Annotated in this window: 17 protein-coding genes and 1 pseudogene; 5 read left to right on the top strand and 13 right to left on the bottom strand. The window is 71.4% G+C overall.

The features are described 5' to 3' along the window. Nucleotides 1-62: 62 nt before the first annotated feature. The 8 genes from uriT to CP984_RS37595 form a co-directional block, all read right to left on the bottom strand. Nucleotides 63-1502, bottom strand: a complete 1440-nt coding sequence (uriT, locus tag CP984_RS37630) for a uridine transporter UriT (RefSeq protein ID WP_003985167.1) — start codon at nt 1500-1502, stop codon at nt 63-65. Beyond that, complete coding sequence (uriH, locus tag CP984_RS37625) at nt 1499-2446, bottom strand: uridine-preferring nucleoside hydrolase UriH (RefSeq protein WP_003985168.1); 948 nt, start codon at nt 2444-2446, stop codon at nt 1499-1501. Before uriH ends, uriT begins: the two co-directional genes overlap by 4 nt. A 495-nt stretch (nt 2447-2941) precedes the next feature. Next, on the bottom strand, nt 2942-4555 hold the full coding sequence (locus CP984_RS37620) for an ATP-dependent DNA ligase (RefSeq protein ID WP_003985169.1): 1614 nt from the start codon (nt 4553-4555) through the stop codon (nt 2942-2944). A gap of 99 nt (nt 4556-4654) precedes the next feature. Next, a complete protein-coding gene (locus CP984_RS37615) occupies nt 4655-5551 on the bottom strand; it encodes a carbohydrate ABC transporter permease (RefSeq protein ID WP_003985170.1) in 897 nt (298 codons plus the stop codon). Next, nucleotides 5548-6429, bottom strand: a complete 882-nt coding sequence (locus tag CP984_RS37610; protein ID WP_003985171.1) for a carbohydrate ABC transporter permease — start codon at nt 6427-6429, stop codon at nt 5548-5550. Before CP984_RS37610 ends, CP984_RS37615 begins: the two co-directional genes overlap by 4 nt. 53 nt (nt 6430-6482) lie before the next feature. Beyond that, complete coding sequence (locus tag CP984_RS37605) at nt 6483-7823, bottom strand: ABC transporter substrate-binding protein (RefSeq protein ID WP_003985172.1); 1341 nt, start codon at nt 7821-7823, stop codon at nt 6483-6485. A 40-nt stretch (nt 7824-7863) separates the two neighbouring features. Next, complete coding sequence (locus CP984_RS37600; protein WP_003985173.1) at nt 7864-8697, bottom strand: PfkB family carbohydrate kinase; 834 nt, start codon at nt 8695-8697, stop codon at nt 7864-7866. An 82-nt stretch (nt 8698-8779) separates the two neighbouring features. Further along, on the bottom strand, nt 8780-9808 hold the full coding sequence (locus CP984_RS37595) for an SIS domain-containing protein (RefSeq protein ID WP_003985174.1): 1029 nt from the start codon (nt 9806-9808) through the stop codon (nt 8780-8782). Between the two features lie 158 nt (nt 9809-9966). On the opposite strand from CP984_RS37595, the gene CP984_RS37590 reads away from it, so the two are divergent. Both CP984_RS37590 and CP984_RS37585 read left to right on the top strand, forming a co-directional pair. After that, a complete protein-coding gene (locus CP984_RS37590; RefSeq protein WP_030177635.1) occupies nt 9967-11043 on the top strand; it encodes a LacI family DNA-binding transcriptional regulator in 1077 nt (358 codons plus the stop codon). Nucleotides 11044-11105: 62 nt separating this feature from the next. After that, a complete protein-coding gene (locus CP984_RS37585; RefSeq protein WP_003985293.1) occupies nt 11106-12272 on the top strand; it encodes a pentapeptide repeat-containing protein in 1167 nt (388 codons plus the stop codon). A 115-nt stretch (nt 12273-12387) separates the two neighbouring features. Here CP984_RS37585 and CP984_RS37580 read toward each other — a convergent pair whose 3' ends face one another. Continuing rightward, on the bottom strand, nt 12388-12714 hold the full coding sequence (locus tag CP984_RS37580; protein ID WP_003985292.1) for a YkvA family protein: 327 nt from the start codon (nt 12712-12714) through the stop codon (nt 12388-12390). A gap of 162 nt (nt 12715-12876) precedes the next feature. Further along, nucleotides 12877-14061: an acyltransferase family protein gene (locus CP984_RS37575; protein WP_003985291.1), complete on the bottom strand. Its 1185-nt coding sequence runs from the start codon at nt 14059-14061 to the stop codon at nt 12877-12879. A gap of 502 nt (nt 14062-14563) precedes the next feature. Between CP984_RS37575 and CP984_RS37570 the strand changes: the two genes are divergently transcribed. After that, nucleotides 14564-15427 carry a S1 family peptidase gene (locus CP984_RS37570; protein WP_003985290.1) on the top strand — a complete coding sequence of 288 codons (864 nt, stop codon included), beginning with the start codon at nt 14564-14566 and terminating at the stop codon, nt 15425-15427. Between the two features lie 168 nt (nt 15428-15595). Beyond that, a complete protein-coding gene (locus tag CP984_RS37565) occupies nt 15596-15934 on the top strand; it encodes a hypothetical protein (RefSeq protein WP_003985289.1) in 339 nt (112 codons plus the stop codon). Nucleotides 15935-15982: 48 nt separating this feature from the next. Here CP984_RS37565 and CP984_RS37560 read toward each other — a convergent pair whose 3' ends face one another. Together CP984_RS37560 and CP984_RS37555 are read right to left on the bottom strand one after the other, a co-directional pair. After that, entirely contained in the window at nt 15983-16789 is an 807-nt protein-coding gene (locus CP984_RS37560; RefSeq protein WP_030177641.1) for a DeoR/GlpR family DNA-binding transcription regulator, read from the bottom strand. A 38-nt stretch (nt 16790-16827) separates the two neighbouring features. Then, a complete protein-coding gene (locus CP984_RS37555; protein ID WP_003985287.1) occupies nt 16828-17880 on the bottom strand; it encodes an NAD(P)-dependent alcohol dehydrogenase in 1053 nt (350 codons plus the stop codon). 453 nt (nt 17881-18333) lie between these two features. On the opposite strand from CP984_RS37555, the gene CP984_RS37550 reads away from it, so the two are divergent. After that, complete coding sequence (locus tag CP984_RS37550; protein WP_129820917.1) at nt 18334-20547, top strand: PP2C family protein-serine/threonine phosphatase; 2214 nt, start codon at nt 18334-18336, stop codon at nt 20545-20547. A gap of 218 nt (nt 20548-20765) precedes the next feature. Here the strand turns inward: CP984_RS37550 and CP984_RS37545 are convergent. Then, nucleotides 20766-20957 (bottom strand): annotated as a pseudogene (locus CP984_RS37545) (hypothetical protein); the annotation flags it as partial. Between the last annotated feature and the right edge of the window lie 83 nt (nt 20958-21040).

Here is a 21040-nt window from a genome sequence, read left to right as displayed (position 1 = left end):
GCCCGGCCCCCCTCCTCGTACGAGAAGGGGCCGGGCCGTACGGTACGCGCGCTCGGCGCCGGTCACTCGTGCGCTTCGGCTTCCACCGGCTTCGGGATCAGGAACGAGGTCGCCACGGCCACCGCCATGATGATCACGCCCGCGATCATTCCCGCGGTGTAGCCCGAGGCGGACGTCGGATCGTCGGCCGGGGCGGCGGTCTTGACCGCGTACAGGACGGCGAAGCTGAGGCCGGAGCCGAGATTGAAGGCACCGGCGTTCAGGCCGGGCAGGAAGCCCGGGTTCTCCTTCGGCGACAGGACGATGCCGAGTCCGTTGAGGACGATGTTCGCCACGCCCGCGTACGTGATGCCCACCAGGATGGAGGCCGCGAGCAGCAGCCCCCGGGAGTGGGCGGAGAGCGTGACGATCATCAGCACGACGGTCGCCGCCGCCCCGATCAGCCCCAGGCGCAGCACCCGGCCGTACCCGAAGGTGGCCGCCAGCCGGCCGGCGAGCGGGCCCATCGCGAGCCCGGCGATGGCGTACGGGGTCAGCGTCCACCACGCGGACTGCTCGGCCGACATGCCGAGCCCGGCCTGGGCGTCCTGCGCGAACGCCGGGATGAGCCCGTTCATGACGGCGAACACGCCGGTCATCGTCAGCATCGTGGTCAGCAGCGTCGCCCAGGTCGAGCGCTGCCGCAGGTGCCTGGTGGCGACCAGGGGATGCCCGGAGCGGTCCTCGGTGCGCCAGAACAGCCAGAACGCGGCCGCGGCCACGACCACCAGGACCGCGATCAGCGGCCAGTTGGCGGCGGCCAGCTTGCCCGCCTCGTTGAGCGCGACGAGCAGCGAGCCGACGGAGATCACCAGCAGCACGACGCCCGGCCAGTCCATGCGGTGGCTGTCGGGCACCTTGGACTCGGGGGCCATGGTGGCGACGAGGGCGGTGGCGATCGCGGCGACGACGGCCATCGCCCAGAAGACCGCCGCGAAGCCGTGCCGGTCGGCGAGGTAGCCGCCGGCGAGCGAGTCGACGCCGGCGATGCCGCCGTTGACCGCGGTGATCACGCCGAGCAGGGTGCCGTACCGCTTGGGCTCGGTGACCTCGACCCGCAGCATGATCAGGCACAGCGGTACGGTCGGGCCCGAGACGCCCTGGATGATGCGGCCGGCGAACAGCATCGGCACGCTCTGCGCCAGCGCCGCGACGACACAGCCGACGACCATCAGGGCCATCATCCCGGCGAGCACCTTGCGGCGGCCGACGATGTCCCCGAGCCGGGGCAGGAACAGCGAGAACAGCGCCGCCGAGGTGAAGAACGCGGTCTGGGTCAGCCCGATCTCGGCGGAGGTGGCGCCGAGGCTGTCCTCGATGTTCTTCAGCGCGGGGCTGAGCATGCTGGCGTTGAGCTGGAAGGCGATACAGGCCGTCAGCAGCGCCGTGACCAGCACGCCGACCCGTACGGTGCGCCCCGGGCCGGACGTTTCGGCGGCCCGTGCGGTGTGCGGTGCGCTCATGCCCGGACGTCACCGATGCGTTCGAGGGCGTCCACCACCAGGTTCCAGAACCGTTCGTGGTCGAGCTGGACGGCGACCTGGGTGCGGCAGTCCTCGGGGAGCGGCCAGCGGAAGTCGGTGACCGTCATGCCCATCGTCAGACCGCCGGTCAGCTCGATGTCCACCGGGGCCTTGCGGACGGTCATCACGTCCGGGTCGATGACGTACGCGACGGCGCAGGGGTCGTGCACCGGCGGGTACTCGAAGCCCTGGTTCTCCCGGTAGGCGTCGCGGAAGAAGTCCAGCAGTTCCAGGACGAACCGGGCGGGCTTGGTGCCGACGTCGGCGATCTTCTTGGTGACCTCGGGGGTGGCCAGCGCCTGGTGGGTGAGGTCCAGGCCGACCATGGTGACGGGCCAGCGCTCGTTGAAGACGATGTGCGCGGCGTGCGGGTCGATGACGATGTTGAACTCGGCGACCGCGCTCCAGTTGCCCTCGTGGTAGCCGCCGCCCATCAGCACGACCTCGCGGACGCGCTCGGCGATCCGGGGCTCCTTGCGCACGGCCATCGCGATGTTCGTCAGGCCCGCGGTGGGGACGATGGTGATCTCGCCCGGCTCGTGCGACATCACCGTGTCGATGATGAGGTCGACGGCGTGCCGGCGGTCGAGCTCGATATTCGGCTCGGGCAGGTCCGGGCCGTCCAGGCCGGTGTCGCCGTGGATCTCCGGTGCGTTCTCGATGGTCCGTACGAGGGGCCGGGGGCAGCCGGCCGCGAACGGCACGCCGGTGATGCCGGCGATGCGGGCGACGGACAGCGCGTTACGGGTGACCTTCTCCAGGGTCTGGTTCCCGACCACGGTCGTCACGGCGACCAGGTCGATGTCGGGATTGCCGTGCGCCAGGAGCATGGCGATGGCGTCGTCGTGCCCGGGGTCGCAGTCGAGAATGATCTTTCTGGCCAACGGAAGAGCCCCTTTGCTCAGCTGAAGGTGTTGAAGTGGATCTCTTGGTGCACAGCAGAAGGGCTGTTACCGAAAGAGCACGGACGGACGGCGGCGCACCGGCCCGGCGAACGGGACCGACCACGGCTGGTGCTACCGGGCACCTCCCCTTCGACACGGGTCGGGTAATCGATTTCACGGCGGCGGTGCCTCCGTCCAGGGCCCTGACCAGCGATCGAGGCCCCGTCCCGTCATAGTGCCAGAGCAAACGGGCAGGGCGGACATCCGGGGCTCCGGCGGGCCGCATACGCCTGGGGGCCTCCGGATCAGCCGTCGCGACCCGGCTCCTTGGAGGTGTCCGGCGGACCCACGTCGGCCGGGCCGTCCGACACCGGCCGGTCATGAGCAGCAAGCACCGTCCCGATCGTGTCCGCCTCGCCCGCCACCTCGCCTTCGCGATAGCGAAACGCAGCGTGATGCCCGCCAGGTAGCGGGGGAAGGTCTGCAGGCCCTGGATCACCCCTCGCGCCCCGGCTCCCCGGAAGCCTCCGGCCCCTCCCCCGGACCCGCATCGGCAAGCGCGTCCGGCACCGGCCGATCATGCGCGGAAAGCACCGTCTCAACCGTGTCCGCCTCGGCCGCCGCCTTGTCTTCGCGATAGCGCACCACCCGCGCGAACCGCAGCGTCACACCCGCCGGGTAGCGGGTCGAGGTCTGCAGGCCGTCGTACGCGATCTCCACGACCAGCTCGGGGCGTACGGTCACGACGTAGCCGGTCTCGTCCACGGCCAGCTCGCGCAAACGTTCCGTCTGCCAGGTCAGCATGACGTCGGTGAGGCCCTTGAAGGTCTTGCCGAGCATCACGAACGTGCCGTTCGGGCCGCGGGCGCCGAGGTGGAGGTTGGAGAGCTTGCCGGTGCGGCGGCCGTGGCCCCATTCGGCGGCCAGCACCACCAGGTCGAGCGTGTGCACCGGCTTCACCTTCAGCCAGGCGGCGCCGCGGCGGCCCGCGCTGTACGGCGCGTCCAGCGCCTTGACCATGACGCCTTCGTGGCCCCGTCGCAGCGTCTCGGTCCAGAACGCCTCGGCGGCCTCACGTGCGGTGGTGTCGGTCGGGTCCTCGACCACCATGCGCCGTACCCGCCGCTCTTCCGGGACCAGCCGGACCAGTTCCGCGTGCCGCCGGTCGCCGGGCAGGTCCAGAAGGTCTTGATCGCCCACGGCGAGTACGTCGAAGAAGACCGGGGACAGCGGCAGCGCGGCCCGGGCGGCGGCCACGTCCACGCGGGAGCCGAAGCGGCCCGCGATCTGCTGGAACGGCAGCGGGCGGCCGTCGTCGCCGAGGGCGATGACCTCGCCGTCCAGGATGAAGCACGGCGCGTCGAGGGCCAGCGCGGCCTCGGTGATCTCGGGAAGCCGGTCGGTCACATCGTCGAGGGTGCGGGTGTAGATCCGTACGTACGAGCCGTCCCGGTGCACCTGTACCCGGATGCCGTCCAGCTTCTCCTCCACGGCGCACCGGCCGGCCTTGTCGACCGCCTCGGCCAGGGACTTCGCGCCGTGCGCCAGCATGGGCCCGACGGGCCGCCCCACCGTCAGCCGGAACTCGGCGAGCGCCGAGGGGCCCTCGGCGAGCAGGCCGCGGGCGACCTCCTCCAGGGACCCGGCCAGCATCACGGCCCGCCGTACGTCCGCGACCGGCACCTCGGCCGCCGCGGCGATCGCCTCGGCGGCGATGGCGTCGAGCGCGCCCTGCCGTACCTCGCCGGTCAGCAGGCCGACGAGAAACCGCTGCTCCTCCTCGGTCGCCGCGCCCAGCAGTTCCTGGACGAGGCGGAGCCGCTCGGCCTGCGAGCCGGGTCCGGCGACGGCGGCCAGGGCGGTCAGGGCCGCGTCCGTACCGAGGACGGTCAGCGTGGCGGTGTCCGCGGGCGGTACGGGGTGGCGCAGCACGCTCCAGCCGACCCCGATCCGCCCCTGGGGCAGCCGCCCGGCGAGATACGCGATGGCCACCGGCGCGTCGTCCGGTTCGGCCTGGCGGAACAGCTCGGCCAGCAGCTTGATCTTCTGGGACCGCGCCGAGGTGGCGGCGACCTCCCCGGACACACGTGCGAGTCGGGCCAGCAGCATGGCAACATCCTGCAACGGTGACGCCGCGATCGCACGATCACCGGCGCCGGTGCGCCGCACCACCGTCACCAGGGCACCGCCGCACCGGGCCCCCGTCGCTCACTTGCCGAACCCCTCGGACAGGCCGCGGACGAAGTGCCGCTGCGCGACCAGAAAGATCACGATCATGGGCAACGCGGCGATGGTCAGACCGGCGAAGAGCATCGGCCAGTCCGAGTTCAGGCGCCCGGCCATGTCGGCGAGCCCCACGGGCAGCGTCTTGAGGTGGTCGTCGGTGATGAAGACGAGCGCGAAGGCGTACTCGTTCCAGGAGAACAGCGCCTGGAGGAGCGCGGCGGAGACCAGGATCGGGCGGGCCATCGGGACGACCACGCGCCAGAAGGTCTGCCAGCGGCTCGCCCCGTCGATCAGCGCCGCCTCCTCGACCTCCACCGGCTGCCCCAGCAGGTAGGCGCGGATGAGGAAGGTGGTGAAGGGCACTTTGAAGGCGGTGTAGAGGACGATCAGCGCCCAGTACGTGTCGTAGATGTGCAGCGCCTGGAGGAGCTGCGTCAGCGGGACCAGCGCCACGGTCGGCGAGAGCATCATGGCGCCGAGGACGAGCAGCAGCGCGGGCTGGGAGCAGGGGATGGCGAGGCGGGTCAGTCCGTACGCGGCCCAGGCGCTGATCAGGACGACGGCGAGGACGCTGGCGGCGGTGACCAGCGCGCTGTTGAGCAGGTAGCCGAACACGCCCTGGTGCCACGCGTCGGCGTAGGTGCCCCAGTCGGGGTGCGCGGGCAGCCCCCACGGGTCGGAGAAGATCTCCCCGTTCGTCTTCAGGCCGGACAGGGCCATCCAGCACAGCGGGTAGACGACGGCGACGGCGAGCGCGGCGAGTCCGCAGTACGTGAGGACGCGCAGCACGGCCGAACCGGAGCGGGCGGGCCCGCGGCGCGTGGCGGGAGCGGTCGGCGGGGCGTCCGCGGGCGTGGGCTTGTGCAGGGTCAGGGTCATGCCGCTACCGCCTTCCGGCGCGAGTGGAGGAGCTGGACGGCGCCGGCCACGAAGGTGATGACGAACATGACGGTGCCGACGGCTGCGGCGTACCCCATGTCGTCGCCAGTGAAGGCACTGGCGTACAGCCACGTGCCCAGTGTCTGGCTGGAGTTGGAGGGCCCGCCGCCGGTCATCACCATCACCTCGTTGAACACGAGGAAGGCGCCGGAGACGGTGAGGATGACGAGCAGGGTCGTCATCTCGCGGACCATCGGGACGGTGACGGCGAAGAACGTGCGGATACGGCCCGCGCCGTCCACCGTCGCCGCCTCGTACAGCTCGCGCGGGATGCGCTGGACGGCGACCGTCAGCAGCATCGTGGTGTAGCCGAAGGACTGCCACTGGCTCATGTTGATGACGCCCCAGATGGAGGTGTCCGGGTCGCCCAGCCAGTCGTGTGCGAAGCGGCCGAGGCCGAGGGTGTCCAGCGCGCTGTTGATGAGCCCGGCGTCGGGCTGGTAGAGGAACTGGAAGAGCAGGCCGGCGACAGTCATGGAGACGGCCGCGGGGATGAAGTAGACCGTACGCAGCAGCCCGCGGAGCCGCCGTCCGATGACCGCCTCCAGGATGGCGGCCAGTACGAGCGCCGCGCCGACCTGGAAAATGACCGACGTGACGGCGTAACAGAGGTTGTTGGCGAGGGCCTTCCAGAAGACGGGGTCCTGGAGGGCTTGCCGGTAGTTCTCCAGGCCGACGTAGCGCATGCCGGGCTGGAAGACGCTGAACTTGAACAGGCTGAGGCGGATGTTCTCCACGATCGGGTAGTAGACGAACAGAGCGATCAGGGCGAGCGCTGGGGCGGCGTACAGGGCGTGGCGGAATCGGCGTCGCTGCATGACGGCGGCACCTCCTTCGGGACGTCGGGGTGTACGGGGAGCGGTCACGGGGGTCAGTCGCGGACGCGGAAGCGGTGCGCCTGCCGGGCGCCCTCGCGTACCTGGCGCACCGCCTGCGCGGCGGTGGCCCGGCCGCCGAGGACCGCTTCGGCCGCCGAGAGATACGGATTGACGATCTTGTCGTCGGCCCGGGTGTCGAGCCACAGCGCCATGTCCTTGCTCGCGAGCGTGCGCTGCGCCTCGGACAGCCCCTTGAGGCGCGCGGCGTCCGCCGTACCCTTGACCGCACTCAGCCAGCCCAGGTCGCGGACCACTTTGCGGGCCTGGTCAGGGCTGGTCAGGAACTTGAGGAAGTCAACGGCGAGCGCCTTGTTGGGCGAGGAGTTGGCGACCAGCAGGCCGTCCGCTCCCCCGGCGACGGCGCGCGCGGAGCCCGCGGCGCCCGGGATGGCGGGCATGGTGAAGAAGTCCCAGTTCTTCGCGAACTTCTCCGGGGCGCCGCCCTTCGTACTGAGGTAGGAGAATTCCAGCGTCTCCAGATACTGCATCGCGGCCTTGCCGTACAACAGGCGGTTCTGCGCGGACTCGTGGCTCATGCTCGTACCGGACGGCCCCATGCAGCGCTTCTTGAGCTGCGCCAGGTCGTTGAAGGCGCGTTCGTAGCCGGGGTGGGTGAAGGCACCGTCGCCCCCGTCGCCGTCGTAGTCCCTGGCCAGGACGGCGGGCGGCACCTCCATGGCGTTGAACTGGGTGAGCAGGTGCCCGGCGGGCCAGCCGTACTGGTTGCCGAAGGCGAGCGGGGTGTGGCCCGCCGCGGCGATGCGGTCGCAGGCCGCGAGCAGTTCGGGGAAGGTTCGCGGCTTCCGCCCGACCCCGGCCGCGGCGAAGATCTCCTTGTTGTACGCGAAGACCTTGGCGTCCATGTCGAGCGGCACCCCGTACCGGTGCCCGTCGAAGGTGAAGGCGTTCAGCGCGCCCGGCTCGAACGTGCGGCCCCACGCGGTGCCGTTGAGGGGCTCCGACAGGTCGGCGGCCAGCTTGCCGTCGGCGAACTTGCGCGCGTACCGGCCGGGCCAGGTGAAGTAGATGTCCGGCATCTCCCGGGAGGCGGCGAGCACCGCGATGCGGTCCTTGTACGGCTGGTCGCCGACGGCCTGGAGGTCGATGGTGACACCCGGGTTCCGGCGCTCGTACGCGCGGACCGCGCTCTGGAAATACGGCGCGTACTCGGGGTCGGCCCACTTCTCCAGGATGGTGAGGTGCCCGCGCGGGGGCCCGTCGAGGGCGAAGTCGTTCGGGGTGACGCGGACGGGGACCTGCCCGCACCCGCTGACCAGCAGGGTCAGCAGGGCGACGAGCAGGCGGCCGGCGACGGCGGTGGAGGTGCGGCGCATCGGCTCTCCTGGCGGGGAACTCCGGGCGGGAAGGGACTGGTCAGGGACATCGGGACGGGTCGCGGGGGTGCGCGCCGTCCAGGGCGAGGGGGTGCCCGAAGGCGCCGGGCAGGGTGCAGACGGCCGCCGCATACGTGGCGGCGTACCCGGCCGCGTCGGCGAGTGGGCGGCCCCGGTGGAGGGCGAGGTGCAGGGCGGCGATGAAGGAGTCGCCGGCGCCGAGGGTGTCGGTGGCCCGGACGGGCACGACCGGCTGGTGGTGCGTGGTGCCCCCGTACGACAGCAGCGCGCCCCGGGCGCCGCGCGTCACCACGGCCAGCTTCGCGCCGAGGCGGTGCGCGCGGGCCAGCAGCCCGGCGGCCTCGTCCTCGTCCGCGTCGGGCCGGGAGAGGACGGCGCTGCGTACGAAGGGCAGCAGCGGTTCGGCGTAACTCCAGGGCCGGTCCGAGAAGTCGAAGCTCACCGGGCAGGCGGCGGCCAGCCGCGGCAACTGCTCCTCCATGCCGCTGCAGTCGCCGGTGTGCACCAGGTCGAAGCCGCGCAGCCAGCGCAGGTCGGCGTCGTCCAGGGTGAACAGGGAGATCGTCTCGTCGCAGTCGCCGAAGGTGCGGTTGCCGTCGTCGTCGAGGTGGACGGTCGCGTAGGCGTTGGGTCCCGCGGCGATACGGGCCCGTTCCGTCGATACGCCTTCGGCCGCCAGGGCCGCCCGTACGTGCCGGCCCGCCGCGTCGCTGCCGGTGACGCCGAGGTACGCGGCCTCGGCGCCGCAACGTGCCGCGTGCACGGCGACGTTGAGGGCGTTGCCGCCCGGGTACATCAGTCCGCGCCGGGGGTAGCGATCGACGACGTTGTCGCCGAGTCCGCAGATGCGCATACCGCTCTTTCCTCCAGTTGGCTCCGGTGGGGGCCGGCCCGGCGCGCGGGCACGCGCCGGGCCGGGCGGGTACGGAGCGGACTCAGTACTCGACCTGGAACATGTAGCGGCGCTTGTCCAGGTCGTGGCCGCGCACGGACTCGTAGTGGCGGGCCAGCCGGGTGCCGAAGACGTCCAGCGCGATGGGCGTGATGTCCCCGCGCAATTCCTCGGGCACCCCGGGCAGCGAGAAGATCCGGGAGTCGACGTAATGCGCCTTGCGGGTGTACTTGTCGAGGAACCGCCGGGTGCGCTCGGCCATCGGGCGGGTGGCGTCCTCGCCGAGGAAGAGGATCACGGGCTGGTCCTCGGTGACGACCTCGAAGGCGCCGTGGAAGAACTCACCGGCGTGGTAGCTGCCGCCGTGCTTCCACTGCATCTCCATCAGGTAGCACATGGTGAAGCCGTAGCCCGCGCCGTAGTTGGGGCCCGCGGAGAGCACGTACGTCACCGGCTCGTCGGCCAGTGCGGTGGCGATGGAGTGGGCGAGCGCCTCGCCCTCCTCTTGGGCGGTGTAGAGGGCGTCGGGCAGCGCTTCGTACGCCTTGCGGATGGCCGCGTAGTCGCCTTCCACGCCCGTCTTCTCCAGCAGCGCGTACGCGAGCTGCCCGAAGAGCACGCCCTTGGGGGCGACGACGGTGTCCTCGCTGCGGTACGTGAAGGCGATGTCCGCGGCCTGCGCCAGCGGGCTGTCGTCGTCACGGGTCAGCGCGGCGACCTTGGCGCCGGTGGACTTGGCGTAGTGGGCGGCGGCGACGGTCTCCTTGGTGGTGCCGGTGTGCGAGGAGACCAGGACGAGGGAGCCCTCGCCGAGCAGCGCGGGCTTGCGCAGGTTGAACTCGTCGCTGTTCATGTGGAAGACCGGGAAGCCGGCGCGGGTCTCCAGCAGGAAGTGCACCGGGTAGGAGGCGGTGAGCGAGCCTCCGCAGCCGACCAGGAAGACATTGCGCAGGCCGCCTTCGACGACCTCGGCCACGAAGGCGCGGGCCGTTTCGTGCTGGCTCAGGGCGAAGGCCACGGCCTCCTTGAAGTCCTCGGTGATGGGCTTGAGGGGCAGGGTTGCGGTGGTCACGCGGATCCTCTCCGAGCAGGTTGGGAACGTTCCCAATGCAGACCGGGAACGCCCCTGGACGCGAGATTGGGAACGTTCCCATCGGGAATGCTGGGAACCTTCCCACCGTCGTGGGCGGAGCGTCAATACCCCTGCACAGCCGATAGCCTGGCGGCGCCATGACGACGAACCGACGCAGCGGCCCGCACCGGCCCGCCACCATCCCCGACGTCGCCCGCGAGGCGGGCGTCTCCCGCTCCACCGCCTCGCGGGCCCTGGCCGACTACGGCTCCGTCAGCCCCGAGGCCCGCGAACGCGTACGGGCCGCCGCCGAGAAGCTGGGCTACCGCCCCAACCAGCTCGCCCGCTCCATGATCACCGGCCGGACGCACACCCTGGGCGCGGTGATCGCCGACATCCAGAACCCGTTCTTCGCGGGCGTCACCCGCGGCATCACCGACGCCGCCCGCGCCGCCGGCTACCAGATCCTGCTGGCCAACACCGACGAGGACCCGGCCGCCGAGCGGGCCGCCGTCAAGACGCTGCGCGACAAGCACGTCGACGGCCTGATCGTCGCCCCCGCCTCCACCACGGACACCGGCCACCTCAGCGCCGCGCACGAAGGCGGCTGCCCGGTCGTGCTCCTCGACCGCCGCGTGCCCCGCCTCGGCCTGGACTCCGTCACCGTCGACAACCACGGCGCCGCCCGGGACGCGGTCCGCCGCCTGCTCGCCATGGGGCACCGGCGCATCGCCCTGGTCAGCCTGGTCGGCAACGACGCCACCGACGACCCGGTGGACCCCGGCTCCACCGGCCTGGCCCGTATCGAGGGCTACCGCGCCGCGCTGCGCGAGGCGGGCGTCGAGGACACCGAAACGTACCTGCGCACCGGCGCCTTCCACGGCCAGGACCCGGCCGTGCTCGCCCGCGGCCTGCTGGACTCCCCCGAGCCGCCGACCGCCGTGTTCGCCACCGACAGCCTGATCGCGCTGGGCGTCCTGTCCGCCGCGCGCGAGCTGGGACTGCGTGTTCCGGAGGACCTGTCCGTGGTCACCTTCGACGACACCGACTGGGCGCGCGCCCTGCGTCCCCGGATCAGCGTCGTCGCCCAGCCGGTCCAGGAGCTGGGCGCCACGGCCGTACGGTCCCTGATCGCCCGCGTCCAGGGCGGCGGCCACCGCCCCGAACACACCACACTGCCCACGGAGTTCATCGAGCGGGAGTCGGTGGCGCGGGCGACGCAGCAGCGGAAATAGCCTCACGGGGCAGGGCAGTTGGGTCCGATCTTCGGAGGAATTCCGGTCGCCACCGTCCCGTCATGGCCATGATGTACGGCATGAAGCCGGTCAAGCGGTGTCTCCTGCTCGCCTTCCTGGCCGCCGTCGCCGTCGGCTACGTCCAGCTCCTGTGGTACGGGCCCTGGTGGATCGACGGGGCCCATCTGCGCACCCGCGATCTCCAGGCCGCCGACGGTGTGGTCATCACCGGCTTCCGCACCGCGCTGGTCGCCCTCGGGGCCGGGCTCATCGCGGCGGCCGGCCTCCTCTACACCCACCGCACGCTCCAGCACACCCGGGAGAAGGACCGGGAACAGGCGGAGATCGCGCGGGAGGGGCAGGTCACCGACCGGTACGTGGAGGCGATCAAGCTGCTCGGCTCGGCGAACCTCACCGAGCGGCTGGGCGGGATCTACGCGCTGCAACGCATCATGCACGACTCGCGCAAGGACCATCCGACGGTCGTCAACGTGCTGGCGGCGTACGTCCGTACGCACAACGCGGCCCCCGGCGACGGGACCGGCGGGCACCAGGACGCGGACCGGGCCGGGCCCGGCCACGCCCACCCGCTGCCCGAGGACCTCCGGACCGCCCTCGCCGTGATCTCCGGCCGCCCGGCACGCGAGCTGCCCGACGAGCGCGTGGACCTGCGCGGCATCGACTTCCGCCGGGCGGACCTGCGCGGCATGAACTTCGAGAGAGTGGACCTCGGGGGCGCGGACCTGCGGGAAGCGGATCTGCGCGGGGCCTCGCTGCGCGATGCCGACCTGTCCGGTGCGGGCCTTCGGGAGGCGAATCTGCGGGGCGCCGGCCTGGTACGCGCCCGCCTGGCGAAGGCCGACCTCCAGGAGGCGAACCTGCGCGACGCCCTCCTGTGGTTCGCGGACCTGCGGGACACGAACCTCCAGGCCGCCGATCTGACCGAGGCCGACCTCGAAGGCGCCGACCTCACGAGGGCCAACCTGCGGGGGGCGAACTTCCTCTACGCCGACCTGAGCGAGGCGGAGCTGGAGGCCGCCGACCTGCGCGGTATCGATCTGGAGAACACGGACCTCAAAACGGTGCCGCTGTCGGACCACGGCTACCTGGCCGCCGACCAGCTCGCACGGGCGCGCCTGCGCCGCTCGACCCGGCTGCCTCCGGAGCTGGCCAGGGACGCCGGGGTACTGGCCCGCGTGGCGGCGTGCGAGGCGGCCGGGCGGGTGTGAAGTCGGTGGGGCGGTGAGCGCCGTACGACGCGGGTGTGAAGCCGGTGGGGCGGTGGACGCCGTACGACGCGGCCGGGGCCGTACGCGTACCCGTCAGGCACCGTACGCGTACCCCTCAGACATCCGCCTCGATCTCCCGCGACGACGGCGACCGCTTCCCCTTGCCCACACCCGCCGCTTCGGCCGCCGCGTGCAGCGAGCGCAGGGCCAGCAGGAGCACCCCGATGTCGTCGAGGAGGACCGGGTCGGGCAGCAGATCGACCGGGGAGAGCACATAGAGCAGCGCTCCCCAGTACGCGAGCTTGTTCTCCAGCGGTACGCCCGCCTCGCGCAGGACGGCGCGGGCACGGACCACCTTGACCAGGAGCACGATCGCCGCGCCGACCATCACCGCCAGCAGGACCGCGACGATCACCACGACCGCCCACATCTCACCGCTCATTCCTGACGTCTTCCCTCCCTCGCCCGTGGAATACCGGCCGCGCCCGGCATTCTTCCGCCGGCACGGACGGCACCCATGTCAACGAGTGATCAGGGATGGCGAAACGGCTCGCGGGACGTACGGGGCCAGAGTTTCCCACGGGCCCGACGGCCGCCCCGGTCGTCAGTGCAGCAATTCCGGATCGGGTTTCCGCTCCTCGCGGATGATTTCCCGTTGTTTCGCCGGTGGCGCGCCGGACATTCTGCCCCGCGAGTGGAATCGCATTTCCTCCACGCTCTTCTGCATGGACACCCGGAGTTTCTTGCCCAACGGCCTTTCCACGAGCCGGTGCACCGCCCAGGAAAGGGCCAGCATGAATGCCACGATCCCGGGCAGCAGCACGGCCGCGGGCACCCGGCTGCGCAGCAGGTCGATAAGGGTGAAACCGACATACATGTGGAGCAGATAGAGCGGATAGGTGAGCGATCCGGCGGTGGACAGCCAGCGCCACTGGAGTTTGTCGAACCACCCCAGCGCGATGGCGGCCATCAGCGCGAAGGCCAGTAGCACGGCCAGGCGTACCGGCCAGCCGTGCGCCATGTCCGCCTTCGCGCCGAGATTCATCACCAGCCGCCCGCGCAGATAGTGCTGGGCGAGCAGGAAGGAGACCGCGACGATCGCCCACAGCAGGACGGTGGGCCGGAAACGGTGCATGAGGTAGAAGGCGATGCCCGCGATGAAGTACGGGGAGTACGGCGCTATGGCCCACACCGACAGCAGGTCGCTGTTGGACTTCAGCGCCACCACGCCGGCCACCGTCCACAGGCCGCAGAACAGCACACACCTGCGGTAGGTGACCCCGCGGAACACCACGATCGCGAACAGCAGATAGAACTTCAGCTCGATGAACAGCGTCCAGTAGGCGTCGTCCACGTCGGGGACGCCGACCCCCTGCTGGAGCATGGTGAGATTCGTCAGCACCGTCTCCCAGTTGTCCGCGCTGCGGACGTTCGGCCACACGGTCAGGACCGCCGCGGTCAGCAGTACGGCGACCCAATAGGCCGGATAGAGACGGGAGACGCGGGATGTCACGAAATCGCCCAGGGAACGCCCCCAGGCGCTCATACAGATGACGAATCCGCTGATCAGGAAGAAGACTTCGACGCCGAGCCAGCCGTACTCCGACAGGTGGTAGACGACCGGGGAGAAAGCGTTCGGGTCGTCGCCCCAGCCGTCGCGCAGGGTGATGTAGTGATAAGCCAGGACCATCAGGGCGGCCAGCAGCCGCAGTCCGTCGAGGACACGCAGTCTGGGCCGCCGCGCCTCCCCCTGCGGGCCGGGAGGGTGTTCTGGCGCGGCGTAAAGCATCCGGGTCCTTAACGACGGTGCGGCGGCAGCCTGTCCGAGTTTCACGGTAAACGACGGGAAATGCGCGAACGGATCGCGGAGTTTAGCGTACGACACCACACCTGCCCCATGTCCACAACGTCGACGAACTTCCTGAAGTCGCCTTCCTGCACAGGTCAGCGCGGTATCGCCGGGCAGCGCCGGTGGCGTTCGTGAGAAAAGGATGAGAAATCGGGGCGGCGGCGAACCGTACGGACGAAAAAGGAGTCGGGGCGGAAACCGGCACGCTCCGGCAACGCGCGCCCCCGGCATGCCGATCCGCACTGCGGCGTGCGCCGCCCGGGCTCCGCCCGCCCCGCCCCGGGCGCCCCCAGGTGCTCCCCCGCCCCGGCCGCCCGCCGCCCGAACCCGGAGCGGCTCCTTCCAGTTATGGCGAAGTTGTTGCCAGCAGCCTCAGTTGCCCCAACAATGCGCACGTCAAAGCCGAAGGAACTTCGGCCACAGATTCTGAGAGGACCCCCACATGAAAAGCCCTCTCGTCGGTGCCCTGGCCACGGCCGTCCTGGGTACCGCCGCCCTCGTGGGCACCGCCGGAACCGCCGGCGCGGCCACGATCACGGACGCCACGGCCACCACGGCCAAGGCGATCCCCAGAGCCGTGAACTATGCCGGCACCGTGGCGCTCAGCAACTGTTCCGGATCGATCGTGCGCATGCCCACTTCGACCGACAACGATCCGGCCCTGGTCCTGTCCAACGGCCACTGCCTGGAGAGCGGCATGCCGGACGCGGGCGAGGTCATCGTCGACCAGCCCTCCAGCCGCAGCTTCACCGTGCTCAGCGCCTCGGCCGGCAACCTCGGCACGGTCCGCGCCACCAAGGTCGTCTACGGCACGATGACCGACACCGATGTCTCGCTCTACGAACTCTCCTCCACCTACGCCCAGATAAAGCAGCGCTACGGCATCACGGCGCTGGACATGGCCACCACCCACCCGGTCAAGGGCGCCGCCATCGCCGTCGTGTCCGGGTACTGGAAGAAGACCTACAACTGCAACGTGGACGGCTTCGCCTACCGGCTGAAGGAGGGCGACTGGACCTGGAAGGACTCGGTCCGCTACACCTCCCCGTGCAACGTCATCGGCGGCACCTCGGGCTCCCCGGTGATCGACGTCGCCTCCGGCAAGGTGGCGGCCGTCAACAACACGATCAATGAGAGCGGCCAGCGCTGCACGCTCAACAACCCGTGCGAGGTCGACGCCAACGGCCGCGTGAACGTGCGCCGCGGCATCGGCTACGCCCAGGAGACGTACGAGATACCCAAGTGCTTCGGCACCGGCAACAAGCTGGACCTGAGCCGCCCGGGCTGCGTCCTGCCCAAGCCGTAGTCCGCGCACCGGCGGGCACCCCGCGTGCCCGCCGGTCCGGCCCCTTCCTCCCCCGCCGGGCCCCCTCCGTACGCCGGACGGCCGCCGTGTTCACCCGGCGGGGTGAGGCACCCCGGGGTCCGTCCGACGCGTCCGCCCGCACGGGCGGTGGTGTGGCACGGTCGGACCATGAACGCGGCATCCGACATCCGGTCCCAGGCCACCACCCTCGCCCGCGATCTCGGCGGGACGTGGCAGCCGGACGACGCCGACCGCAATCTCGCCCTCACCCTGGTCCTCGCCCGGGACGACAACGGCGGCCGGCTCACCGCCCGGATCATCACCCACATCCTGCTGAACGCGTCGTGGGGCCTGAAGCCCATCGGCGCCATGTACCAGCTGATGGCCTGCACCGCCGAATTCCTCGACGACCCCGGACAGCGCGAGTCGGACACCGGCCGAGAGGCCCTGGACGAGGTCAACCGCCTCCTCGACAGGGTCGCCGCGCTGCCCCCGGACGGCATCTGACCGCAGCCGCCGGATCTGACCGCAGTGCCGCCGGATCTGACCGGAGCGCTACGGTTTCGACCGGACGACCTGTACGGCGGCCCCGGTGGCCCGTAGGGCGGCGACTTCCCCGGCGGGGGTGGCGGTGTCCGTGACAACCGTCCCGTAACGGGCGGCGGTGCCGTACGCGTACGTGGCGCGCTTGCCGAACTTGGCGTGGTCCACGAGGAGTACGGCCTCCTCGGCGGCGGCCAGCATGGCCTCCTTGACCTCGACGTACTCCCGCAGTGGATGGAACAGCCGCCCGTCGAGGACGGCGGTCGCTGACGTCAGCACCAGATCGGCGTGCAGCCGGGCGAGGGCGCCGCCGACCTCCGGGCCGGTGCAGGAGTTGAACTCGCCGTGGTACCGGCCGCCGAGCAGGGTGACGTCCACGCCGGGCACCGCACCCAGGCGCTGGGCGAGGCCGACCGAGTTGGTGAGGACCGTGATCCCGTCGGCCGGGTCCCGCCGGGCCAGCAGGCCGGCCAGCGGGTAGAGCGTGGTGGAGTCGTCCATCAGCACGGTGCTGCCCGGCGTGATCCGCCCGGCCACCGCGGCACACAGCGCGGTCTTGGCCGCCAGCCCCGCGCCCTCCCGGAAGCGGGTGGCGGTCTCCATGGTCAGCGCGGGGAAGGCCACGGCCCGGCCGCGCTCTTTGCGCAGCAGATGGCGGGCGGCGAGGTCGTCGAGGTCGCGGTGCATCGTCATCAAGCTGACGTCGAAGCGGTCGGCGAGCGCGTCGATGCGCAGGGCGCCGTGGTCGGCGACATAGCGCAGGACGGCCTGCCGCCGCTGTTCGACGCCGGCCTGCGACAGCCGTGCCTTGGCGGCCATGCGGCGCTCCTCCTTCTCCGTGCCGTGGTGCCCGGCGCTCAGCCGGACCGCGGGCACACCACGGGCTTGATCGTCGTACGGTCCCGGGCGGCCGCGGTGAGCGCCTGCTCCGCATCCGCCAGGCCGTACCGGTGGGAGACCAGCCGGTCGAGCCGTACGTCGCCGGAGGCGGCCAGCGCGATGGCGGCCGGCCAGGTGTTGGCGTACCGGAAGGTCCCGGTGACCTCGATCTCGAAGTTTTGCACATGGGCCAGCGGCAGCGGCACGGTGTCGCCGCCCATGCCGACCAGCACCGCCCGGCCCGCGCGCCCGACGGAGCGGATCGCCTCGTCGGCGACGGCCGGGACGCCGGAGCACTCCAGGAGGACGTCGGGTTCGTAGCCGGTGTCGGCGAGCCGGGTGCTGCGTACGTCCACCGTGGCGGTGGCGCCCAACTCTCGCGCCAGATCGAGCCGTTCGGGGGCGATGTCGGTGACGACGACCTCGACGGCACCGAAAGTGCGGGCCGTCTGGACGGCGACGAGCCCGATCGGCCCGGCCCCGGTGACCAGCACCCGCGCGCCGGGCCCGATCCGTCCCTTGCGCGCCGCCCACACGCCGACGGACAGCGGCTCCAGCAGGGCGGCGGTCTCGGCGGTCAGGGTGTCGGGGACGGCGTGGGCGAAGTGCTCGTCGATGGCGACGTACTCGCACAGCGCGCCGTCGACCGGCGGGGTGGCGTAGAAGGACACGTCGGGGCACAGGTTGTAGCGGCCGTGGCGGCACTGCCCGCAGGTGCCGCACGGTACGCCGGGTTCCAGGGAGACCACCTGTCCCGGCCGATGGCGGGTGGCGCCGGGGCCGAGGGCGACGACCGTGCCGCCGGGCTCGTGGCCGAGGACCATCGGGGCGCGGACGACGAAGTCGCCGATCCGCCCGTGCTCGTAGTAGTGCACGTCCGAGCCGCAGATGCCGACGGCTTCGACGCGGACCAGCACCTGCCCCGGCCCGGGGCGCGGCACCGGCCGCTCCTCGATCCGCAGGTCCTTGGGCGCGTGCAGGACGGCGGCACGCATGGTTGCGGGGACGTGGTCGGGCAGCGGAGCGGGCATGGCGGCGTCCCTCGGGAGTCGGCGGGCGGGGCGTACGGATGACGGTCGCCCAGCATTCTTAGCAGATCTCTCCAGCATTATTAACACAAATTGCGTGATGTTTCCGGAGTGCGGTACGGATCGCCCACGGCGCCGTCACGTCCCTCGCCCCCCTATCCGATCCACAACGGTCAAACCGTGCTCGGCTTCTTGCGCTCGGGCACAGAGCGGCAACGTCATCGGGCAGTACCGGTCACATCCGGCGGTGATCGCCTGCGCCCTGATAGACAACAGCGGTCATGAGGCAGGCTCCTCCGACCGGCCGGGTGCGGACATGCCGTCCGCGCGCTGTCCGGAGAACCCGTGGGGCGGCCACGGGTGCCGTCGAGGAAACGACGAGGTGCCATGGTCCGGTGTGACAGCGGTGCGACCGGTTCCCGCCCGGAGGAGAGCGGACGCGCGCCCGGGGCCGCGTTGAGTGCCGTACGTGTCGAGGAACTTCTGATCAAGCACCTGGGGTGCGACGAAGCCCAGGCCCGCGCCTGCGCGAGCGGCCTGCTGGGCACCCCGGCGGCGGATGCCCCCGGCCTGCTGCCCTCCGCCCGGACGGTGTACGGCGCCGGCCGCCTGACCGGGGCCGTCGAGGACCGCGCCATCCGGACCACCGGAGTGAAGGCCCGTGCGGGAACGGTCCCGCACGACTTCGGGCCGTACGACGGCACGGCGGACCTGGCGGCCGCCCGTAACCCCGTCGAGCTGGCGCAACAGCTCCTTGAGCGGACCGAGGAAACCGGCGCCACGGCGGTGCTGCTGGCCGTCGTGGACGAGGACGGCGGACTCCGGACGAGCGGGGCCGCCGGGTCGGCGGCACGGACGGACAGCGACTGGTCGCAGATACCTCTGCACTGCATACTCCCGCTGGCCCGGATGTCCGCGGCGGACCAGCAGGTATGGCTCGACGACGAGGCCGGTGACCGCAGCCTGACCTGGGTGTCGGCGGGCCGCGACCGGCCGGGCGGGCCCCGCGCCCCCGGAAACGGCGGCAGACCGGGCACCGCGGTGTGCGTGGTCAGCGTCATCTGGTCCGGCCCCGAGCGCCCGGCGCCCACGGCCCGCGACCGGCTGGAGGCGCTGGCCGACCGCGCCGGGCAGCGGCTGCGCGGGCTGGCCGCCCTGAAGCCGCCGGACGAGGGCGTACGGACGGCCTGGCTGGACGCGGTCATCGACGCGGTTCCCGTACCGGCCGCGCTGCTCCGCCCACTGCGCGACGGGCTCGGCCGGGTCGTGGAGTTCACGATAGAGCGCTGCAACGCACGCGCCATCGACATCCTGGGCCGCACGCCGGACCAGATCACCGGCAGCCGGCTGCTGGAAACCTTCCCCGGCATGATCCTTTCCGGGATCTTCGACGCGTATGTGGCGGTCCTGGAGACCGGCGTCCCGCTCGACCGGGGACCGTTCTCGTACGAGGAGCCCTTCCAGGGCGTCACGCGTCCGGCCGTACTGAGCGTGCGGGCCCAGCGTGCGGCCGGCGGCCTGCTGGTGACATGGCAGTTCCACGACGGGCAGACGCACACGAGCACCCGGATCGACGACGACGAGCGGCTGGTCAACCTCGGCTGGGCAGAGTGGAAGCCGGCCACCGGCGGCGTGACGTGGTCCCGGCGGATGTACGACATCCTCGAACGGCCGCCGGAACTCGGCCCGTTGCCGCTGGACGCACTGTCCGGGTACGTCATCGAGGAAGACCTGCCGACCGTCGTGAAGGCCGTGCAGTCACTGGCCCGCGCCCCCGGACCGGTGCGCTTCGAGGTCCGTACGCGCGCTTCCGACGGCCCGCGCCACGTGAGCGTCAGCGCCGAACTGCTCCGCGACAGCCTGGGCAACCTCGTGGCCCTGCGCGGTGTCGTCCAGGACGTGACCGACGTCCGGCGGACCGAAGCGGCGCTGGAGGCGACGCGGCGGGAGGCCGAGAGCCAACAGCTGCGGATGGCGGAGGAGCTGCAACTGGCGCTGCTGCCACGGGCGCACACCACTTTGCCGGGGCTGCGGGCGGCGATCCGGTACCAGCCCGCCGAGAACTGCGCCCGCGTGGGCGGCGACTGGTTCGAGGCCACGCCGTTGCCCGACGGCCGGGTACTGATCGCCATCGGCGACGTGCTCGGGCACGGCCTCCAGGCGGCCGCCGGCATGGCGCAGCTGCGCAACGCGCTGCTCGGGATCGCGTACACCGGCGCCGACCCGGCCCGTATCCTCGACTGTCTGAATCTCGTCGCCTTCCACGGCCACGACGAGTCGCTCAACGCGACCGCGGCCGTAGGCCACTTCGATCCGCAGCGACGTACCCTGACCTGGGCCCGCGCCGGTCACCCACCGCCCGTCCTGGTACGCGGCGACCGGGCCACCGAGCTGGTCACCGACGACGGGACCTCGCTGGGCGCCAGCCTGGACCCCGGTTACGCGTGCAAGACGCTGACGCTGCGCCCCGGCGACCGCGTGATCCTCTACACCGACGGCCTGGTCGAGCGCCGCTCCGACCGGTCCGGCAACCGCGAGGACCTGCTGCTGTCCGCCGCCCGCCAAGGCGCGCACGGCGACCCCGAGGCGCATTTGGAGACATTGCTCTCCGTTCTGCACACCAATCCGGAGGACGACACGTGCGTCATCGTCCTGCATGTGGGGAGTTGAGCGGGGGCGCCCGCACGGCTGCCGCGGACCCGTCAGGGCGAGGGGTTCGGCCAACCTTCGCCGACTTCGGCAAGTTGGCGTTTTCGATCGGCTGTTCGCGGCTAGGTTGTGCGGTGGGTCCGATGCCGCATTCCCCCGTGTGCGGCATCGGACTCGCCACGCCCCGGGCGGCCATGGGCCGTCAACCGCACGCGGCCTCCCGCAGACCGGACTTGACCGGTCGGGGCCTTCGGGCCGCCGCCCGTGCTCGGGATCGACTTGACCGTCCTGCCGTCCCGCACCACCGTCATGGTCTGCGTGTTCATGTCGACGGTGGAGACCTGCGAGCGGCCGACGGTGAAGTTCACCGTCTTGGACTGCACACCGGTGACGCCCTGGCCGCCCTCGACCCCGTCCAGGTCGATCTTCAGCATTCTCACGAGAGCTCCACACCAAGAGTCGACAACGAGCTGCCACAACGGCAGCCGCCGACCGTACGCACCTCTCCTGAACC

The organism is Streptomyces rimosus (assembly GCF_008704655.1).
Classification (GTDB): domain Bacteria; phylum Actinomycetota; class Actinomycetes; order Streptomycetales; family Streptomycetaceae; genus Streptomyces; species Streptomyces rimosus.
This window is presented reverse-complemented; position numbering and strand designations above follow the sequence as displayed.